This window comes from Plectonema radiosum NIES-515 (assembly GCF_025753815.1).
GTDB lineage: Bacteria > Cyanobacteriota > Cyanobacteriia > Cyanobacteriales > Nostocaceae > Hassallia > Hassallia radiosum_A.
This window is the reverse complement of sequence record NZ_JAOWRF010000406.1, coordinates 1-20,643: the sequence shown is the minus strand read 5'-3', so window position 1 is coordinate 20,643 and position 20,643 is coordinate 1. Positions and strand designations below refer to the sequence as shown.

At 39.9% G+C, this 20,643-nt stretch carries 17 protein-coding genes and 2 pseudogenes; 12 read left to right on the top strand and 7 right to left on the bottom strand.

Translation table 11 applies throughout. The features are described from left to right. Nucleotides 1–268: 268 nt before the first annotated feature. Nucleotides 269–502 (bottom strand): hypothetical protein, encoded by a 234-nt coding sequence (locus OGM63_RS28695; protein WP_263749149.1) that lies wholly within the window; start codon nt 500–502, stop codon nt 269–271. 321 nt (nt 503–823) lie between these two features. Between OGM63_RS28695 and tatC the strand changes: the two genes are divergently transcribed. The 4 genes and pseudogenes from tatC to OGM63_RS28680 form a co-directional block, all read left to right on the top strand. After that, nucleotides 824–1,618, top strand: a complete 795-nt coding sequence (tatC, locus tag OGM63_RS28690) for a twin-arginine translocase subunit TatC (protein WP_263749148.1) — start codon at nt 824–826, stop codon at nt 1,616–1,618. 331 nt (nt 1,619–1,949) lie between these two features. Continuing rightward, nucleotides 1,950–2,765 carry an RNA-guided endonuclease InsQ/TnpB family protein gene (locus OGM63_RS28685; RefSeq protein WP_318528567.1) on the top strand — a complete coding sequence of 272 codons (816 nt, stop codon included), beginning with the start codon at nt 1,950–1,952 and terminating at the stop codon, nt 2,763–2,765. A 4-nt stretch (nt 2,766–2,769) separates the two neighbouring features. Continuing rightward, nucleotides 2,770–3,171 carry a zinc ribbon domain-containing protein gene (locus OGM63_RS29675; RefSeq protein WP_318528566.1) on the top strand — a complete coding sequence of 134 codons (402 nt, stop codon included), beginning with the start codon at nt 2,770–2,772 and terminating at the stop codon, nt 3,169–3,171. A gap of 39 nt (nt 3,172–3,210) precedes the next feature. Continuing rightward, nucleotides 3,211–3,387: pseudogene (locus OGM63_RS28680) on the top strand (HepT-like ribonuclease domain-containing protein); the annotation flags it as partial. Nucleotides 3,388–3,856: 469 nt separating this feature from the next. Here OGM63_RS28680 and OGM63_RS28675 read toward each other — a convergent pair. Further along, nucleotides 3,857–4,168, bottom strand: coding sequence for a DUF3067 family protein (locus tag OGM63_RS28675; protein ID WP_263749147.1), 312 nt, complete (start codon nt 4,166–4,168; stop codon nt 3,857–3,859). 232 nt (nt 4,169–4,400) lie between these two features. Here OGM63_RS28675 and petC point away from each other — a divergent pair, with 232 nt between their 5' ends. The 4 genes from petC to OGM63_RS28655 all read left to right on the top strand — a co-directional run bounded on the left by petC (nt 4,401) and on the right by OGM63_RS28655 (nt 6,929). Then, nucleotides 4,401–4,940: a cytochrome b6-f complex iron-sulfur subunit gene (gene petC / locus OGM63_RS28670; RefSeq protein WP_263749145.1), complete on the top strand. Its 540-nt coding sequence runs from the start codon at nt 4,401–4,403 to the stop codon at nt 4,938–4,940. Between the two features lie 106 nt (nt 4,941–5,046). Next, nucleotides 5,047–6,048, top strand: a complete 1,002-nt coding sequence (gene petA / locus OGM63_RS28665) for a cytochrome f (protein ID WP_263749144.1) — start codon at nt 5,047–5,049, stop codon at nt 6,046–6,048. A 105-nt stretch (nt 6,049–6,153) separates the two neighbouring features. Further along, the gene (locus OGM63_RS28660) at nt 6,154–6,474 is read left to right on the top strand and encodes an AbrB/MazE/SpoVT family DNA-binding domain-containing protein (RefSeq protein WP_263749143.1); all 321 of its coding nucleotides are present in this window, start codon (nt 6,154–6,156) and stop codon (nt 6,472–6,474) included. Then, nucleotides 6,474–6,929: a type II toxin-antitoxin system YhaV family toxin gene (locus OGM63_RS28655; RefSeq protein ID WP_263749142.1), complete on the top strand. Its 456-nt coding sequence runs from the start codon at nt 6,474–6,476 to the stop codon at nt 6,927–6,929. The genes OGM63_RS28660 and OGM63_RS28655 overlap by 1 nt, the downstream gene beginning before the upstream one ends. Here OGM63_RS28655 and OGM63_RS28650 read toward each other — a convergent pair. Both OGM63_RS28650 and OGM63_RS28645 read right to left on the bottom strand, forming a co-directional pair. Further along, nucleotides 6,916–8,007, bottom strand: a pseudogene (locus OGM63_RS28650) (DNA cytosine methyltransferase); the annotation flags it as partial. The gene OGM63_RS28655 and the pseudogene OGM63_RS28650 sit on opposite strands and share 14 nt — an antisense overlap. Nucleotides 8,008–8,209: 202 nt before the next feature. Further along, nucleotides 8,210–9,427 (bottom strand): slr1591 family oxidoreductase, encoded by a 1,218-nt coding sequence (locus OGM63_RS28645; protein WP_263749141.1) that lies wholly within the window; start codon nt 9,425–9,427, stop codon nt 8,210–8,212. A gap of 645 nt (nt 9,428–10,072) precedes the next feature. Between OGM63_RS28645 and OGM63_RS28640 the strand changes: the two genes are divergently transcribed. Together OGM63_RS28640 and OGM63_RS28635 are read left to right on the top strand one after the other, a co-directional pair. Next, entirely contained in the window at nt 10,073–10,657 is a 585-nt protein-coding gene (locus OGM63_RS28640; RefSeq protein ID WP_263749140.1) for a pentapeptide repeat-containing protein, read from the top strand. Between the two features lie 251 nt (nt 10,658–10,908). Next, nucleotides 10,909–12,378 (top strand): pentapeptide repeat-containing protein, encoded by a 1,470-nt coding sequence (locus OGM63_RS28635; RefSeq protein WP_263749139.1) that lies wholly within the window; start codon nt 10,909–10,911, stop codon nt 12,376–12,378. Nucleotides 12,379–12,775: 397 nt separating this feature from the next. Here OGM63_RS28635 and OGM63_RS28630 read toward each other — a convergent pair whose 3' ends face one another. The 3 genes from OGM63_RS28630 to OGM63_RS28620 form a co-directional block, all read right to left on the bottom strand. Further along, a complete protein-coding gene (locus tag OGM63_RS28630; protein ID WP_263749138.1) occupies nt 12,776–13,129 on the bottom strand; it encodes a hypothetical protein in 354 nt (117 codons plus the stop codon). A gap of 868 nt (nt 13,130–13,997) precedes the next feature. Next, nucleotides 13,998–14,798: a hypothetical protein gene (locus tag OGM63_RS28625; protein WP_263749137.1), complete on the bottom strand. Its 801-nt coding sequence runs from the start codon at nt 14,796–14,798 to the stop codon at nt 13,998–14,000. Between the two features lie 155 nt (nt 14,799–14,953). Continuing rightward, nucleotides 14,954–16,045, bottom strand: a complete 1,092-nt coding sequence (locus OGM63_RS28620) for a PLL family lectin (protein ID WP_263749136.1) — start codon at nt 16,043–16,045, stop codon at nt 14,954–14,956. A 448-nt stretch (nt 16,046–16,493) separates the two neighbouring features. Between OGM63_RS28620 and OGM63_RS28615 the strand changes: the two genes are divergently transcribed. After that, the gene (locus OGM63_RS28615) at nt 16,494–19,241 is read left to right on the top strand and encodes an ATP-binding protein (protein ID WP_263749135.1); all 2,748 of its coding nucleotides are present in this window, start codon (nt 16,494–16,496) and stop codon (nt 19,239–19,241) included. Nucleotides 19,242–19,253: 12 nt separating this feature from the next. Beyond that, complete coding sequence (locus tag OGM63_RS28610; protein ID WP_263749134.1) at nt 19,254–20,540, top strand: sensor histidine kinase; 1,287 nt, start codon at nt 19,254–19,256, stop codon at nt 20,538–20,540. Nucleotides 20,541–20,643: the final 103 nt, after the last annotated feature.

The window sequence follows — 20,643 nt, the reverse complement described above, 5'->3', positions numbered from 1 at the left end:
CCACTAGAGAAAAAGGTTATATTGATTACAATTTACAAGTATTCCTCTAAATTTATTAACATAGGTTGAAATATTAGCGCCGACTTACTTAAGTGGGCGAAATTAAATGTAAAATACTCTCCGCTCTTCGTAGTGAGCGGTTTACCGCTCAAAGCAAGTATTTTAACGGCTGTTAGCGGAGCTTTCCCGAAGGGTAGCCGTTACTACGTTAAGAAGCGTTTATTTAATGCCCATCTACTCAACAACTAACAACTAACACCCTTACCTATCAATATTTACAGTCTCCTGCCCGAAGACAATCTTCTGTTTGGTCATCTCTAGCTGATAGTTGAAACGGCACTATATGTATTAACTCTTTGAAGTTGCTAGGAATTAAATCAGTTTTGCTCCAAAAGTTATTTGGTAATATCGACACGTCACGATTAGCAGCCAAGCTATAAGTTACATTACCTAAAAAAACAGGTAATGATACCATCAAAGCAATAAAAATTGTCCTACTCATAGAAACCTCAGTTAATAATTTCCGATTGTGTTACTGTAGATAGCACCTTGATAAACCGGAGTTTAAGAACTGAGCATTATATTATGTTTATTTTTAATACATTTAAACTTACTAATGCTTTTTTTTGGATACGTGATATATAATTATCAGTTCCGCCCTGATTATTAGGGTAGGCAACGCCTAAAATATAACTTCCTAGTCACATATTCATATTAAGCTTGAATCCAACCGGACGAAAAGAGCGATCGCACCAAAAAAAATATCGTAGTAGCCGCCACCCCAGATAAAATAGTTAACAAATGATGCCTACTGTTTCAACTCATGACTCCTTCACAAGACGTAGACACTTCAACTGACCCAGATATCGACCTCGAAGGATACGGCAACCCAGAATCAAATCCTCTCGATGAATTGCCTGGTGAGGTCGAAATGTCGATTTTCGACCACCTAGAGGAGTTACGACAGCGGATTTTTTATGCCTTGATTGGTGTCGCAGTTGGTGTTATTGGCTGCTTTGTTGCCGTCAAGCCGATTGTCCAGCTGTTGGAAATACCAGCACACGGAGTCAAATTTATCCAACTCGCTCCCGGAGAATATTTCTTTATCTCGGTGAAAGTTGCCGGTTACAGTGGTTTGGTGCTTGCCAGTCCTTTTGTACTTTACCAAATTATCCAGTTCATACTCCCAGGATTGACCAGACGTGAACGACGCTTGCTTATACCCGTGATGTTGGGTTCAAGCGTTTTATTTGCCGGCGGGTTACTGTTTGCTTATATACTGCTAATTCCAGCCGCTTTGAACTTCTTCATCAGCTACGGAGCAGATGTAGTCGAGCAATTGTGGTCGATTGACAAATATTTTGAATTTGTGTTGTTGTTGTTATTTAGCGTCGGGTTAGCATTTCAAATTCCCGTCATTCAACTGTTGCTAGGTGCTTTAGGAATTGTTTCTTCTCAAAAAATGCTTTCTGGTTGGCGTTATGTAATTATTGGATCGGTGGTTTTAGGAGCTATTCTCACACCTTCTACAGATCCCTTTACCCAAAGTCTTTTAGCCGGTGCTGTCTTGGGACTTTATTTCGGGGGTATAGGTTTGGTTAAGCTTGTTGGGAAATAAGGCATTATACACAGGAAGGAAAAGAAGTATTTTTTAACGATATTAAAACTCAAGATGCAGTTTTACCTTGGACAGCAGAAGGCTCACACTGAAATGGTACTCCATGAGCGTGTTGTGATGAATGCGCGTGAGTTGAGGAGTGTAGTCTGACCATATTTGAGCGCAGCGAAAACAGGAAAGGCTACGGCGACGAAACGAACAAAATATTTTCTCTTTCTTACACAAACATCAAAATATCTGTTACCATGAAAAAATAAACACGGTAAGGTCGATGCCCTTCGGGTTCGCCACTTTGGCGGGACGGTACAGGCAACCGCCAAGTGGTCTCACCATGTATAGAGCAATTAAAGTTAGAATTTATCCGACTGATGAGCAAGAAACCTATTTAGCTCAATGTTTTGGCAATACTCGATGGCTGTGGAATTATATGCTTAATGCCACTACTGTTGCGTACAAAGAAACGGGGAAAGGACTTTCCAAAGCGGCAATGGATAAATTGCTTCCTGGATTAAAAAAAGAATACGAATGGTTGGGACTTGCTTATAGTCAAGTTTTGCAACGAGTGACATTCAATCTTTCCAGCGCGTTTGTTAACTTCTTTGAAGGTCGTACTAAATTCCCTAACTTTAAATCTAAACATGGCAAACAATCTATTCAATATCCCCAAAACATAAAACTATTACCAGAAGATTCTGTAATAAAGTTTCCAGGTTCTTTGGGCTTAATGAAAACCGGATTTCACAAAACAATTCCTGATGCTAAATTCACCACTGTAACTATTGCTAAAAACGCAGACGGTAAATACTATGCTTCTATTCTTTTTAACCAAGAGAACGAGCCTGTAGTTGCTGTTCGTGAAGCTATCGGTGTTGACTTAGGTTTAAATAATTTTGCTATAACTTCAGAAGGTTCAAAGTATGACCTACCTAAAAAACAATTAACCAAGTTAGAAAAAAATAGAAAACGCAAACAGAAGAAATTAGCAAAAAAGACAGACAAAGCCTCTAAGAATCGCCGCAAAGCGAAGCTTCTAGTGGCAAAAGTTTCTAGTAAAATAGCTAGAGTACGAGAAGATTTTCTACACAAGCTATCTCGCACTCCGGGCATACGAAAACCAAGTCATTTGTGTAGAAGATTTGGCAGTTAAGAACATGGTTAAGAATCCTAATCTGGCTAAAGCGATAAGCGATCAAGGATGGGGAATGTTTCAAACCATGCTCAAATACAAAGCAGAAAGGTTCGGTCACACCTATCAAGAAATAGGTCGTTTCTTCCCATCTTCGAGGCTTTGTAGCGAGACTCTACTTCCAATCCCGGCGCTACAAAAAGGATACGATTCCTTGGGTGTAAGATTTGTAGATTGTCCGCACTGTCAAAAACAGCACGATAGGGATATTAATGCTGCTGTAAATATAAGAAATGAAGGATTGCGACTCTTGGCGTTAGGAACTAGCGCTTCTGCCCTTGGAGGGGATGTAAGACCAAAATCTTCTGGACGTAAAAAATCTATGAAGGTAGAGGCAGTCCCCAATGAATTGGGAAGCCTACATTGAACCTGTACTCAGGTCAATGTAGGTAGTTCACGAAATGTTCAGGTGATGTGTGAGTCTGTACAGAAATTACCAAGCGATTGGAAAAATGCATACCCCGAAACAGAATGGACTAATATTGCTGGTTTTCGTAATCGATTAACTCATGAATATCTAAGTGTAGACCTCGACATAGTTTGGAATGTAATTGAGAACTATTTGCCAATACCGTTGAGTTAAACCCCAAATCCTCGTAGAGACGTTGCATGTGCTACGTCTCTACATGTCTAAAATCAGTACCAAAAATCCTTAACACCAACCGTATTGAACTATTTGCCAGATTTAGAAAAAACGATTGAAGCAATGGCAGCAGAATTTTGGAATGTTTAGGTAATTAGCCTAAAAATCTCTTATCGTGCACTATCTGATTGATGTAGCTTTAGGCAAAAGAATACTTTATAAATACAGCAATTTTCAGATAAATGAAGTACATATATAAAATCCAAAACCTTGTAGAGACGTAGCACAGAATAGTCTCTACCTGTATTTAATAACAACGCAATCTGCTGTATTCTTTTATTTGTTATCGTAAATTAAATAGTTTAAAATCCCTACGTCTACACGTAGTCTCCGCTTCAGTCAAGGTTTAAATCCTCGCATGAAAATTTATTGAATTTTGAATTGTTATGTTTGTTATCTAAATGATAAACTAATCAATCAACCATTCGGAAGCACGTTCACCTAAATCTAAAGGAATGCTAACTGCTTTACCAAGTCGCGGACGTTCGCGAGTTTGAGTAATAAATGTTTGCACTTGAATTGTACCACCAAAGGCATCAAGGTAGGTGGCGACAGTATTGAGATGCTCTTGGTAGTCTGCTTCACTTAAGGGAAAAGATACTTGCTCAAGATATTTCCACATTACTTGCACAAATATCTTACCCTGAGTCCGTCGTAACTGCACATCGTATGAGCGTCCCCACTTATCAAGCAACATTTGACGTAATTCAATTCCGGTCATAGCTTTTTTCAATTAGATTTTACATTTAGTTATGATGTTAAGTTCCGTAACTCCAGTATGATAAGACTATAAAGAAATGTAATGTCTACCAAAAGATGCTAGAAATATCTTTGAAGAGAAAAGTATGGCATCGTTGGGAGCGCAATTCATTTCGATGCTGACAAGAGCAACTAACATTATGGTAACTTTTGTCAATATTCTTAACAAAATAGAGAATCATAGCGCGGAGATTATGGCTCAATTTTCAGAATCAGCAGACGTCCCCGATATGGGGCGCCGTCAATTCATGAATCTGCTCACTTTCGGGACTGTTACCGGAGTAGCTCTGGGAGCATTGTATCCCGTAGTCAAGTTTTTCATTCCCGTTTCTGCTAGCGGTGCTGGTGGTGGGACAATAGGAAAAGACGAGTTGGGTAACAACGTCAGTGTAGCTAAATTTTTAGAAAGCCATAATGTCGGCGATCGCACTTTAGTTCAAGGACTTAAAGGAGACCCGACCTATATTGTGGTAGAAAGCAAAGAGGCGATCGCTGATTACGGCATTAACGCGATCTGCACTCACTTAGGTTGTGTTGTTCCCTGGAACGTTGCTGAAAACAAATTTAAGTGTCCTTGTCACGGTTCCCAGTATGATCCTACTGGTAAGGTTGTGCGAGGTCCTGCACCGAAGTCTTTGCCTTTAGCTCATACCAAAGTAGATAACGACACAATTGTGTTGACTCCCTGGACTGAAACCGACTTCCGCACAGGTGAAGAAGCTTGGTGGGCTTAATTAGTTAGGAGTTAGGAGTTAGGAGTTAGGAGTTAGAAATACATAGCTCATAACTTATTACTCAATTTATTTGACCTTCGTTTCTAGAATTTTTGTCCTTATTGAGATGAGAAATGCCTTTAGACCAGCGAGGTTGACTCGCAGTGCTAAAGCGATGGTAAAAACATTGCTTATAGCGATCGCTACTGTGACATTGTTCTTCACCAGCGATCTAATTCTTCCCCAATCAGCAGCTGCTTATCCATTTTGGGCACAGGAAACCTATCCCGAAACCCCCCGTGAAGCAACAGGACGCATTGTTTGCGCTAACTGTCACCTAGCGGCAAAAGTGACGGAAGTAGAAATTCCCCAATCGATATTACCTGATACCGTCTTTAAAGCGGTAGTAAAAATTCCTTACGACACCAGCGTGCAGCAAGTGGGTGCTGATGGTTCCAAAACTGGCTTAAATGTTGGTGCTGTACTGATGTTACCAGAAGGCTTCAAGATTGCTCCTGAGGATCGCATCCCTGAGGACATGAAAGAAGAAATTGAAGATTTAGTCTACCAACCCTACTCAGAAGACAAAGAAAACGTCATCATCATCGGACCACTACCCGGTGAACAGTATCAAGAAATCGTTTTCCCAGTTCTTTCTCCCAACCCCGCAACCGACAAAAATATCAGGTTTGGTAAATATCAAGTTCACGTAGGTGGTAATCGTGGACGTGGACAAGTTTACCCCACTGGTGAAAAGAGCAACAACACCGCTTACAACGCTTCCGCTAGTGGCACAATTACCGAAATTGGCAAAGAGGAAGATGAAGACGGTAACGTCAAATACCTGATAAACATCCAATCTGAGACTGGTGAAACAGTTACAGATAAGGTTCCCGTTGGACCCGAATTGCTTGTTTCCCAAGGACAAGTAGTGAAGTCTGGTGACGCTTTGACCAGTAACCCCAACGTCGGTGGATTTGGTCAAGATGATGCCGAAATTGTTCTGCAAGATGCTGGCAGAATTAAAGGCTTAATCGCATTCATCGCTTTGGTGATGTTAGCTCAAGTTTTGTTAGTGCTGAAGAAAAAGCAGGTTGAGAAAGTTCAAGCTGCTGAGATGAATTTCTAAATTCTCTACTAATTCATCACTTAATTAGGACAGGTAAAATACCTGTCTTTATTTTTATTTTATTTTATGTTATAACAAATGTTATAACAGTAATAATTTACCTCAATGGCTCGAAAAAGTTATCCCATCACTCATGCAAAGGTAGGAAATCAAGATGGGTTTCGCTTACCTCGTGTATTCTCTAAAGACTACCCCCATTTAGCCAATGCTTCAGGATACATTGAAGTATTGTCTGAAAACACGTTTTTAGTTCGGTTAGAAACCGATAATGTTGACGACACTGATGAAACTGAAAGTATGATGATGAGCCTTTTTCTTGACTTTTTGATGAAGGATGCTGTGAATAATCCTTCTAAGCTTGTTCCTTACACCAAGGAAATGAGTGATGAAATGGATGATTTACTAGCAGACGTAATTCTCGATTAATGGCTTTATTCAGTTGTAATGAATGGCAAATTTTTTTCTACCCATTGTTTAACGATCAATGGGTAGAATTACGTAATAGAGTGAGAAGTTTAAAAAATGATTTATCTAAAGAAGAATTTCTTACACATTCAGATGTCAAATTATTAAAGGCATTAAATATTGGTATTAAAGAAAAAATTCCTCAAGATCCTTTTAATTCCCACTTTATTTTACAAAAACCTTTGCAAAAATATGGTCGTCTTAAAAAAATGGGACTACCTGAAAGATATAGATTATTCTTTAGAGCATTTAAAGAACAAAAAATTATTATTATTCTTTGGCTAGGCTTTCCCCGAAAGGAAGGGGATAAAAAAGATTGTTATAAAGTTTTTACAAAAAAAGTTAAGAATGGTGAGTTTCCTGAAAGTATAGATGAGTTCAAAGCAGAATGTGAGGGAGAAGTTAAGAATGAGTAAACAGTGACAATTGTTCAACCATTTCTTTGCCCTGTGGTTTATTTCCCTGAATCAAATTGTAAATATAATCACCTATTGCTTTCGCAAGTAAAACTGGTACTGCATTACCGATTTGTTTATATTTAGAACTTACTGAACCAGAGAAAACCCACTCGTCAGGAAAAGTTTGAAGAACAGCAGATTCTCGTATAGTTAGAGGACGCAATTCTTGTGGATGACACATATCTGTAGCTTTTTGATGTGGACTTGTAGTTACAGTAGGAGAGGGTTTATCCCAAGACAAACGTCTGTAAAAACCAACTTTACCTCCTCCTGAATTGTACGCTCCTCCCATAGCTTCACGTTTTAATTCTTCAGGTAAATATTTCCAATTTTGCCCTGATTTTAAAAGTCTAAGATACTTCAGACGGTTTTCAGAATAAGGAATAAACTGTGGCTGCAAGTCAACTAACTCGAATATGGCATCTCTAAGAGTACGCCATTTCGGTAAATTGATGCCATCTTCGCTATGAGTAGCTACAGGAAATGTGAAAGCTTCATTATCTCTAGAACCAATAAATATGACGCGCTGTCTATTTTGTGGAACACCATAATCGGCTGCTTCTAAAAGGTTGTAAACTACGTTGTATCCAAGCGCTTTCATTTCAGCCAACACAACCGAAAGAGCAGCACCACGCATTTCATCTAATTCTAAGGGTTGTCCTTTACGCATGTCTATCGGTCTATGTCGGATAGGAGCAGATAGCAGTCCTCTCACATTTTCCATAACAAAAAAACGTGGCTGAATTTCTCTAACTATGCGGATAAAGTCCATAAACAAACTGCCGCGAGGGTCTATCACTGAACCACGTAACCCTGCTGTACTAAAAGGTTGACAAGGTGGACCACCAATTATTAAATCTACTTCCCCAGGAAGTATCGTCCTGCCAATATCTAAAATACGTCCTCCCTCGCACAGTAACTCTTGAGCTTCTACTTTCGTTATATCCCTTGGTACAGCAATTTCTTTGAGGTGTGGTCGATTAAGAGCTATTGTTTTTGTGGCATCAGAATCATTTTCTACCACACTTACAGTATGAAATCCTGCCTGTTATATGCCAAGGTCTAAACCAAAAGCTCCTGTAAAAAGTGAAATAGAGATTAGTTTCCCTTCTATCAATTTTGTTACTCCTAAGCGCATTAAAGTGGTCAAATAAAATGTCTAGAAGAACAAGGTCTGAAATCCATAATTTTTCGTAAAGACGTTCCGTCGGAACGTCTCTACCAACTGCAAATTATTCTTAATGCCCAGTCCCTAGTTTCTCGCTGAAGCGTTGCATAAATCGGCGATCAATCGAGTCTTTGAGATGCCACAATAATTTATGCGGTGGCAAAGTGAAAAAACCTCGTGTAGCGATCGCACGTTTATCCCCAGTACCAATTAAACTTAAATATTGTTTCTGTGGTTTGTAAGTTAGTGGTGATTTTCCATCTAAAATTCGCTGCAAGTTCTCAAATAAAGGTTTACCTTGCCTAACTGCAAATACACCAGCTTTCGGACGCGGATGATTTATCATTGTGGCAATATCACCAGTAGCAAATACGTGGGGATGTGTTAGCGATCGCAATGTGTCATCAACTAAAATAAAGCCTTGCTCATCGGTTGCCAATTCTGTTGTTTTTAACCAATGTGGTGCTGATGCTTGAGTTACCCAAAACAAGCGATCGCATTTCACTTTCAACCCAGATTCACATATAACATTTAATTCACCTCTTTCTGCTCGCTCATCAAATATAGAAGTAAAGTTATTAGGTGCAACTTGACACACATTTTCCCTCAAATGCAGTTCCATCCCCCGCTTAATCAAAAGTTGTGTAACTAGACGCCGCACCGATGGATGATAATTAGGCATCAATTCCGCGTCACGCTGAAATAAATCAATTTCCAACTGAGGAAAATTCTTTTCCCGCTTTTTAATATTCAGTAAATTAGCTTGCATTGATAGCGCCAATTCTACACCACCAGCGCCACCGCCTACTATTCCAATCCTCATTAATTTATCTGGATTTTCAGCGACATCCTCAAGTAACTGATACCAATGTTCTAATAGTTGTGCTACAGGTTTAGCCGGAATTGCATATTCTGCACCTAATACAGATAGCGTAGCGGGAGTGCTGCCAATATCAATTGACAGCACATCAAAAGTGACAGGTGGACGGTTAGCACAAAAAACTTTATTATTTTTTAAGTCAAGTCCGACTGCTTTGTCGATGTATAATTGTGCTTGAGCGAATTGAGCTAAACGTTGCAAATCGATGTGACATTCATCATGGTTGTAAAATCCGGCAATGTGTCCGGGTAGCATTCCAGAGTAGGGTGTATCTGAAGCTTCGGTAATCAAGGTTAACCGTACTCCTGTTAACGGTTTCATCCCAAACATCAAAAGTGCGATCGCATGGCTATGACCGCCACCAATCAGCACTAAGTCTTTTACAATTGATTGTGTATTTTGTTGCATTTGGTAAATCCATGCGGGGGAATTCAAAATTAGAGAGAAATTTTCTCAAAATCTCTTTTCCTAGTCATTAGCTTCTATTTTCTAGACTGTAATTATTATTTATGTAAATAATAAAACTTAATTTTTCCTGAAAAAATATACCAGTCTTAAATCATGAAAACTTATATTCCCAATTTCTTTAAGAAGCCACCGAATCTGAACACCGCGAATGTTAACGTGGGATCTAGGATTGCTTATAGCAGTCCTAAATAGACATCTCCGAAAATGAACGATGCGTTACCCAAAACCCTTGTAGAGACGCTTGGGTATCGCGTCTCTACATTCTTTTCCGGAGAGGTCTAATCATTCATGAAAACCTCTGTTTATTCTTCTCTGTGTGTCCTCTGTGCCTAGTAAGGTTAGTTGAAACAATAATTTTCATAACTCCTCCACCGATTGCTATAGTATATAGAAATTATGAAAAACTACTAGAAAAAGATTGAGTGTATTGACAGTAAATAATAATACGTATTAAACAGCACAAAGCTAAGGTTATACTAAGAAGAGCCTAATACTGGAATTCCTCCTTTAGAAGCTTGTCAAGGAAAACAGAATCGCACAAAATCAACATAAGTTGCTCAAATTAAGGATGAGGAATGGCAATCAATGAAACAACTGGGAAGTAAAAACATCAAAACCAGTTTGGATGTAATTTATGATTTAGAGCAAGTCGCCAAGAAGAATCCACAACAACACTGGGAAATCATGGAAATGCTCACGATTTTTGTGCGAAATAATGCTCCTTACACACCCCAAGAGAAATCAAAAAACAACTTCAAAACGAAAATTCGCACAGATATTCAAGCAGCTCTAACGGTGATTGCGAGGAGAGATGTCAAAAAAGATCCCGAAAATCAGCTACTTGATTTGAGCTATACGGATATGCGGGGGGTAAACTTTAATGGTGCTAACTTAGCAGGAGCGAATCTATATCAGGTTAACCTGGCAGGGGCAAATCTCAAAAGTGCTAACTTAAGTGGTACAATCCTAAGTGCATCTAATCTGGCTGAAGCAAACCTGAGTGGGGCTAACTTAGCAGGGGCAATTCTCAATGCAGCCAACCTCTGCGGGGCAAATTTGGATCAAGCCAATTTGCATCGAGCTAATTTGTTTCTAGCTAATTTGCATGATACAAATCTCAGTGGTGCGAAACTGGATGAGGCAAACTTTCGGGATGCTAACCTGTATTAAACAGACATCCAAGAAGCTAAATATCTAAATTTTCAGCAGATTAAATCAACTGATTTTTCGTGAGTTTTCTACGTTTGTAAGGGATCTACGCTCATAGTATTGAAACACATGTTGCATTCAATACTATGAGCGCAATCGTAAAAGTAAGATTAATTGAGCTTTGGGGCGCATATTGCAATTTTGAGATAAATGCTATACTCTTTTGCCAAGAATCACCGTAAAAATTCTAAAATGTGAGGAATACTTCTGCTATGTCTGCTAATAAGACAGACACGCTTTTGAATTGGTTGATAGCCATATCGGTTATATTTACTTTATCATTGACTCTAATTTTATTGGCATTTTCTCATCATGAGAAAGTGTCAACGCAGCAAGAAATAGAGAATAGAAATCAAACATTAACAACTTCTGCAATAGTTTTTTTAGGGCTAGCAGGAATGATTAATGTTTATTATGCAGCAAAGCGTACAGAAGCTTTAGAAAAAAGTGCGATCGCAGCCCAAAGAAACATCGAACTCGGCATTAAAAATAACAAACTCAATGAAGACAGGTTAATTGCTGAACGTTTTATGGCAGCGATTGAACAGCTTGGACATGACAAAGTGTCAACCCGGACAGGGGCAATTTACGCTTTAGAACGAGTTGCTCAAGATTTTCCCAAAGAACACTGGACAATCATGGAAATTCTCTCAGCTTTTGTGCGTGAGAATGCTCCGATACAGGTGAAACAACGACAACAAACTCAAGAAGATTCTGAACCTCGTTTTGGCAGGCACACCCATGTCACACGTCACGAACATCCCGACGACCTAAGCTGGATGGAAGAATCACCCCCCGTTCCTACAGATATTCAAGTGGCTTTAACAGTCATAGGTAGACGCAATTCACAAAAAGACCCGGTAAATCAGAAAATTGATTTACGTAATATTCACATCAGACGTGCAGACCTGCGTGGAGTAGATTTTGCCGGGGCAGACTTGAGTGGATCTGACCTTTGTGGTGCAGACTTGCGATCAGCCGATCTGTGCCGTGCAGACCTGGATAAAGCTCAACTGTGTGGCTCCATTTTGTATGAAGCCAACTTGCAATCATGCAACCTGAGTGCGGCAAACATGAACGGAGCTAATCTCAATAAAGTTAAGCTTTGTGGAGCAAATTTGCGTGGAGCTAACCTCTCTGGTGCAAGTTTGCGTGCGGCAGATCTTACCGATGCCAACCTTTATAAAGCCAACTTGCAACAAGCAACTTTAAAACTTGCCAACCTCTCTGGTGCAAAGCTATTTTTAGCCAACTTGCAATCATGCAAGTTTGGGAAAGCTAACTTGCAGGGTACTGGTTTGATTGGAGCAAACTTGCAACAAGCAAACTTGAATGGAGCCAATCTTAGTAACGCAAATTTGAATGCAGCCAAACTACAACAAACAGAGGTATTATTTGCTAATCTGTCTGGAGCAAGTTTGATAGAAGTTGATTTGTATAGAGCAAATTTGATGGGAGCCAACTTGCAAAGAGCAATCCTTCATGAAGCTAACCTTTGTGAGGCAAACTTGATGGGAGCCAACCTTTATGGAGCAAGTCTTTGCGATGTCAAATTAGAAGGAGCAATTTTGACAGGTGTGAAAAATTTAGACCCACAGCAGATTATAGGAGCATTAGGCGATCGCACAACTCGTCTGCCTGATAATGTTGAAGCACCAATACATTGGCGCCAAACTGTCTAAATAAGAATTATTTGGGTGCATCTTATTTTGATGAAACATCTATATTATTAAATAATTGATTACAATACTAAAAATTAATTTAATATTGTTTTATCAGAAAATATCTATATTTCGGAAATATCTGTGCTCATAAATGTTTAATATCATGTCCGTCAAAATACCCGGTCTTCAGCAACCAAAATTATAACTTTATATGCTTTATAGCGTCTCCTAGTCTGCTGAGGTAAAAATTTATCTGCGTCCATATGTTTGTTTATCTGTCTTCCGAAGCGGTTAATTCAATATTCTGTACCTCATGAATGTGGGAATCGGTATATATGCAGCCCAACGTGCTCAAGCTATGGATAAACGAAGCACATTGGATGCTCACAAAAGCGAAAACTTCAATTAAGTATTATCAAAACATCGGATTATGTTCATAATCCCAACATTTGTCATCACGCCAAATTCTATGGGTATGCTGACATTGGTATTTCTCAGTCAGCCAAGGAATCGATGTCGGGTGGTTCACGCTAGTAGATGTTGAATCTAGGTAAGAAAGTGAGAGTATTAGCGAAGCTGTACAAAAGCCAGAAGTCGGTAGTACAGCGACAAACACAGCAAACAACATAATTTTTGCTCTTGTTGAAAGTTGAAATTTGCCTTGTTTAATACTCAAGCGATCGCTCATATATTTTCCCAATTTTTCGCGAATATAAGTAGAAACAGTTAAACGTAAAATGCCAATTTTATAGAAAGCATATATAAGCAAAGTTTTGCTTTCTGCCTTCTATTTAGCAGTTGATATAAACGACGAAATGCTAAAACGATGCAAATATTTGCACCAAAAATTGTGTTAGCAAAACTTGATTTGTTTGCTAATTTTATAGTCGTGTATATCCTGTGGCTGTATCTAATCTATCTACGAGTTTATTTTTGCACGCTCTTATTTAAAAGCACAGATGTTTATCAGGATTTTTACTAAGAAAAAATACTTAAGTGTTCTTTTTAAAGATTATATGTGTTTTTTCTCCTAGGAAATAATTTTATCTTTTGGTATAGTTCAGACGATTTTTCTGTATGTTTCAATTTAAAGTTGCTTTTTATACCAGAATCTTATTTATGGTAAGTATAAAAAGTTTCAAAGAAAGAAACTTAAATTTTGAGTTACATTAGCCTCGAAGATGACAAATACCACTCCTATAACCTCATGATTGACCTTTAGACCTTCACCACACCCAACGGACGCAAGGCTTCGGTTATGTTGGAGGAAGTTGGAGTAGAATCAATGTCTGGGCAAATGAACCATTTTAAACGGTTTACGCTTTTTAAAGATTCCCTATGCGATCGCACGCTATGAAAAAGAAACTCTACGACTTGACAGCGTGTTAAATAAACAATTAGCAGACAAAGAATTTATCTGCGGTGACTATTCGATTGCAGACATAGCCACCGATGCTTGGATATCCATTAGACATCTCCAGAAAACAATGTAGAGACGCGAAATTTCGCGTCTCTACAAGGATTCTGGTTAACGCATAATTAATTTCCAACAGATGTCTATTAGACAAACGTCGTGGAAAACAATTATTGTGACGTAGCACTGCTAGGTCTCTTGGGGTTTCTCCCTTGTCCCCCAATCACATCGAACCCATAACAACTCCCCAGAAATAATCCTCAAAAGGTCTTTCATCAAGGTCGATGTGAAATTTTTTTGCCCAAGAGTAAATATCTAAGCTGACCCGTCCGCTTTCTTCTTCAAACCAGGAACCACCTTGAAACGAAATATTTCCTAATATCGTAATCCAGTGATTGGGGTAAGGTAAAAAAGGCTTTTTACCACCTAGCAAACCTGAAGCAGTAATTAAAGCAAAGGCTACACCACCAGAATCAATGACAGCCGAAGCTTCATTTAAAGCCTCGTATTCTCCAAATATATATGTATGTATATACTTAACTTGACGATAACCTAATACTTCTCGCGTCCAGCCTTTCATCTCCCAAGATTTCGTCATCCCCGACAAATTCCGGATGACATCAGGTGATTCTAATTCAATGTTAAAAATCAAGTTTTCTGCTTCTCTTAATGTTGCTAAAACCATCCAATCGGCTTGACTTAAGCGCAGTCTCCCTCTACTTTTAACAAGTGTTTGAGATGCTTTAATGCGTGTGGTCTGTCCTTGAAAACCACCAGTTTCAAATATGCTGCGGCAAATTTGCACATAACGCAGTGGTTGTTTGCGAATGAGTTCAAACAAAATGGACGCAGGTCCACAAAATGGTTGTCCACCTTGGTTGACTAGAAAAGGATCGGCAACACGCGATCGCATGTCCGCAAGTACTTGGTTTTTATCTAAAGTTGCCCAAACACCAGGTACATTGGATTTTTCAAAGTCTGCGATCGCGCTATAAACTGCTGGCTCTAACTGCTGTGAATTCATATATTTATTAGATTACTGAAAGTGTTCAATCGTTAATTTCCTTCACTACAGTACCGATTACCAGTAATCCGCAAATAATCTTAACAAAATCAAAAAGGATAAATTAAGGATGAACGATAAAATTTTGTCACTTTCCCATTCATCCTTTTTGTAACTTACTTATCTTCTTCTCTCACAAAAATATTTTTTAACACCCATTTACTCCAGTCTTTACCATTAAGTTTGGTTTGCCAAGCCTGATGTAATTTTTGACCTGAACCGACTCCAAATATTGTCAATCTGCCATCCTGATTTTGACTGACTTTTAAATTCTTACTAATCTCATCAGTAAAATCTTGCCATTTCCCCCATTTACCATTAGGTTCTGTTTGTGCAACTCGATATGCTTTTTTATCAGTCCTAATTGCAAAAGCTTCTAATCTACCATCTGGATTTTGAGCTACTGCCAAAGTTTTAGCAACTCCACGAGAAAGATTGTCCCATTTACTCCAATCGTTACTATTGATTGTGGTTTGCCAAATATGATATGCCTGATCGTCAGTACCAATTGCAAAAACTTCTAATCTGCCGTCTTGGTTTGCAGCTACTGTCACACTTTTAGCAGTTCCATCAGCAAGACTGTCCCATTTACTCCAGTCGTTACTATTGAGTGTGGTTTGCCAAGCATGATAGACCTGATTATCAGTACCAATTGCAAAAACTTCTAGTCTGCCATCTTGATTGGGAACTAATGTTAGGTTATCAGCAATGCCACGAGAAAGACCGTCCCATTTACTCCATTCTTCACCGTTGGGTTTAGTTTGGCAAGCATAATAAACCTTATCATCAGTACCGATCGCCACGACTTGAAGTCTACCATCTTTATTTGCAGCTACTGCTAAACTTTTCGCAATTCCACCAGAAAGGCTTTTTAATGGACTCCAATCTTTGCCATTAGCTGTGGTTTGCCGAGCATGGTAAACTTTTTTATCGTTACCAATTGTAAAAACTTCTAGTCTGCCATCTTGATTGTGAGCTACTGTCAGACTTTTAGCAGTTTGATTTGAAAGACTTTGCCAATCACTCCAATCTTCACCATTCGGTGTATTTTGCCAAGCATGATGAATATTATCATCAGTATCAATTACAAAAGCTTCTAATCTACCATCTTGATTTTGACTAATTGCTAGGCTACCTGTGATGCGATTTAAATCTTGCGGAGTTGTACTAGCTACATTGGCTTCGCTAGATTCTTGTAGATTTGTCATTTAAACCTCAAAAACTTCTATTGAATGGAAGATGAATATATCAACGTTTGCAAGCTTTATTTTCTGTCTTTTATTTAATAGGTGTAATTAACATCAAGTTATGCAGTTAATCGTTGCGTCCACCTTGCCATCTATCTAAAGTAGTCTTTTGTATCAAACGCGCTGCAAACAAGATCCCAGGGCAACTTTTACGAAGTCGGGGATCTGAATCTTTGAGAATATTTTCAAATTGTCAACTAAGCGAATCTCTACCAGAGGGACAAAAACCGGAGCGAACACAATCGTTAAGTTTGGCTACAAATACAGCTTCGTATCGACGTTTTTGTTTCTCTTCTGCTATGTAACCCCACAGACCGACCGTGACCAGGGACGAATCTGGGTCAATGAGTATCGCTCTGAAATATATGGGCATACTAAGCAGAACAATCTGGTAACAAAGAGCGCGCTTATGACTGCCTCTGGACCACTCCACCAAGCAACGGCACATCAACCCACTCAGAAAGCCAATGGCAAACTTTCCCTGCGATCGCTCCTCATCGTCCCCTTTGTGCTGCAAATTTTTGCAGCGGTGGGATTAACCGGCTATCTGTCGTTTCGGAATGGGCAGCAGGCAATTAATAATTTGGCAACTCGCTTACGCAGCGAAGTGAGCTTACGCATCGATCAGCATCTCGAAACTCAACTGGATACTGCTCGTAACCTTGCCCAAACAAACGGAGATGCCATTGATCTAAAATTACTTAACCTGCAATACCCAGCAGCATTAGGTCAATTTTTCTGGAAACAATTAAAACTACATAACATTGGCTACATTGGCTTTGCCTACAGCACAGGAGATTTTGCGGGTGCTGGGCGTTTCTTTGAAGATGGTCGGGTCACGGTGGATGAAGTTTCAAGGCAGCGCAACGGCAACTTCAACTGGTATATTTATAACACCAACAGTCAGGGAGAACGCACCACACTTGCGATCAACAACGGACGCTACATTGCCAAAGAAGAAGGTTGGTACACAGAACCCGTCCGCGCAGGACAGCCGTTATGGAAGGTGTATCAATGGCAATCTCCCCCCTATACTCTGTCCATTTCTGCCAACCGTCCGGTTTATGACCAAAACAAAAAATTAATCGGAGTGATTGGCGTTGACCAACGGTTGAGTCAGATCAGCGACTTTCTGAGAGAGTTGAAGGTGAGTCCCTCCGGGAAAACCTTCATTTTGGAACGCACCGGACTCATCATTGCTAGTTCTGCTGCTGAACAGCCTTACAAGCTTGTTGATGGCAAGGCAACGCGGCTCAATGCATCTAATAGCCAGGATGCTCTAATTCGCGCAACGACCCAACACCTAACTAAGCAGTTTAGTAATCTCAACCAAATTCAACAAAGTCAAACCCTTGAGTTTATGCTTGACGGTCAACGTCAGTTCCTACAAGTTACACCCTGGAAAGATGAGTGGGGGCTAGATTGGCTCGTAGTTGTTGCCGTGCCTGAATCTGACTTTATGGCACAAATCAATGCCAACAGCCGCACTACTGTTGTGCTGTGTCTGGGTGCGCTGGGTGTGGCAACGATCCTCGGCGTTTTCACCTCTGGCTGGATTACCAAACCGATTTTGCAACTCCAAGAAGCCAGTCAGTTAATTAGCTGCGGTCACCTCGATCAAACAGTTCAGGTGCAAGGCATCCATGAATTAGAATCGCTGGCAGATTACTTTAATCAGATGGCAGGTCAACTCAAAACCTCCTTTATCGAATTGGAAACCCGTGTTGAGGAACGCACCGCAGAACTGAAAGAAGCGAAACTTGTTGCCGATAATGCCAACCAAGCAAAAAGCGAATTCCTCGCCAACATGAGCCACGAACTTCGCACCCCCCTCAACGGCATCCTTGGCTATGCCCAAATCCTCGAACGCTCCAAAGCTTTACCCGACAAAGAACGCCACGGAGTCAACATCATTCACCAGTGCGGCTCTCACCTTTTAACCCTAATCAACGATGTTCTCGATCTCTCCAAAATCGAAGCCCGTAAACTAGAGCTTGCACCCCAAGCCATCCACTTCCCGTCTTTCTTGCAAGGTGTTGTCGAAATCTGTCGCATTCGGGCAGAGGAAAAAGGCATCAATTTCCAGTACGAACCAGATGCTGATTTACCCGTGGGCATTGCTGCCGATGAAAAACGTCTGCGTCAGGTTTTGATTAACCTACTCGGTAACGCCATTAAATTTACCGATCGCGGCAGTGTCACCTTAGCAGTTGAACGAGTCGCGGTTGATTGCGATCAAACCGCACAATTTTGCTTTGTGGTGGCAGATACCGGAGTGGGAATTGCCCCAGAAAATATCCACAAACTCTTCCAGGCATTTGAACAAGTCGGTGAACATAACCGCAAAACCGAAGGCACAGGATTAGGATTAGCCATTAGCCAGCAAATTGTCCAGTTAATGGGTGGGCAAATTCAGGTGAAGAGCCAACCTGGTGTGGGCAGCGATTTCTCCTTCGAGGTGGCATTACCATTGGCAACAGACTGGAGCCAACAACAGACCTCAACAGTCGGCAACATCATCGGCTATGAAGGAACACAGCACCACATTTTAGTGGTAGACGATCGCTGGGAAAATCGAGGTGTAATTGTCAATTTACTCGAACCGCTCGGTTTTATCTTAACAGAAGCCGAAAACGGGCAAGATGGTTTAGCAAAAATCCGCCAGCATTCGCCAGATTTGGTGATTTTAGATTTATCGATGCCTGTGATGGATGGATTTGAAATGCTCAAACAAATACGCAATACAGACGATTTGAAACACTTGAAGGTGATTGTTTCTTCAGCATCAGTAGCGCAACTCGATCGCCGGATGAGTTTAGAAGCTGGAGGTGATGATTTTCTCCCCAAACCTGTGCAAGTTTCGGAGTTGTTTAACTTCCTAGCTAATTATTTAAAACTCACCTGGAAATATCAAGCAACAGCGACGACTACATCCACCACAGAACTGATTCCCCCTCCCAAAGAAGATTTACAAAAATTGCTAGAACTAGCACAAGATGGTTTAGTCAAAAAATTAACCGAAGCCGCAGAGCAAATAGGACAAAAAAGCGATCGCTATCAGCCTTTCATTCAGAAAATTCTTCAACTAGCTAAACAATTTCAAACTGAGAATATTGAGCAGTTGATTGAGGAGTATTTAGCAGGCGATCGCCTTTAGGGAGAAACAATAATGAAAACACCTCTAACAGGTTTAATTTTAATTGTCGATGATACTCCCACAAACTTAGATGTTATTTCCGAAGCTTTGAGTGATGCTGGTTTTGACGTGGCGATCGCCACCAGTGGTGAACGCGCTCTGCAACAACTTGAACGCCGAACTGCCGATTTAATTTTACTCGATGTCATGATGCCGGGAATGAATGGTTTTGAAACTTGTCAACACCTGAAAAAAAATACTAAAACTTGTGATATTCCCGTTATTTTTATGACTGCTTTATCTGATGCTGATAGCAAAGTTCAAGCATTAGAAATCGGTGCAGTTGATTACATTACTAAACCTTTTCAGGAAAAAGAAGTTTTAGCGCGGGTAAAAACTCATTTACAATTGCGTCGCTTAACCCAAAGTCTTGAAAATCAAGTTACGGAAAAAACAGTAGAGTTGCAAGCATCTCAAATTCAAATTATTCAAAATGAAAAAATGTCAGCTTTGGGACAACTTATTGCTGGGGTGGCACATGAAATTAATAATCCTGTTGGTTTTATTAGTGGCAATCTCTCTCATGCTGAGGAATATATCAAAGACATGTTACACTTGCTCGGTCTTTATCAACAACATTATTCTCAACCCGTTACTGAAATTCAAGAAAAACTAGATGAAATCGACCTCGATTATTTACGCGAAGATTTGCCGAAACTAATCGAATCGATGCAAACAGGTATTCATCGAATACTCGATATTAGCATTAGTCTCCGCAACTTCTCGCGAACTGATAACGATCGCCCTGTTTTATTCAACATTCACGAAGGCATTAACAGCACCATTCTTATTCTCAAACATCGCCTACAAAGTAATGATACTCGTCCGGCGATCGCCATCATCAAAGAATACGGCGATTTACCTCAAATTGAATGTTATCCCGGACAACTAAATCAGGTATTTATGAATTTGCTAGCTAATGCAATCGATGCTTTAGATGAGTTAAATCAAAGCCAGAATACTCCAAATATCAAGACAAATTTAAATCAAATTCTCATAAAAACCGAGTTTAAAAATCAGCATAAATGTGCAATAATCAGAATTGAAGATACGGGAATTGGGATGACAGATGAAGTAAAAAACAGGATTTTTAAGCATTCATTTACCACCAAAGAAGTAGGAAAAGGAACCGGACTAGGATTGGCGATCGCTCACTCCATCGTCGTTGACAAACACTTCGGAACCCTGGAAGTAAACTCAAATATCGGTCAGGGTACAGAGTTTGTAATTACAATTCCGATTCAAGCAACTACGATCTAGCTTAATACCGTTTCACTTAAAAGTTGATACAAATAGACCGCAGAGGGGCAGCGGGCAGGAGAGTTTGCCTCATAATCCCCCCCATCCCCCTCATCCCCCTTGT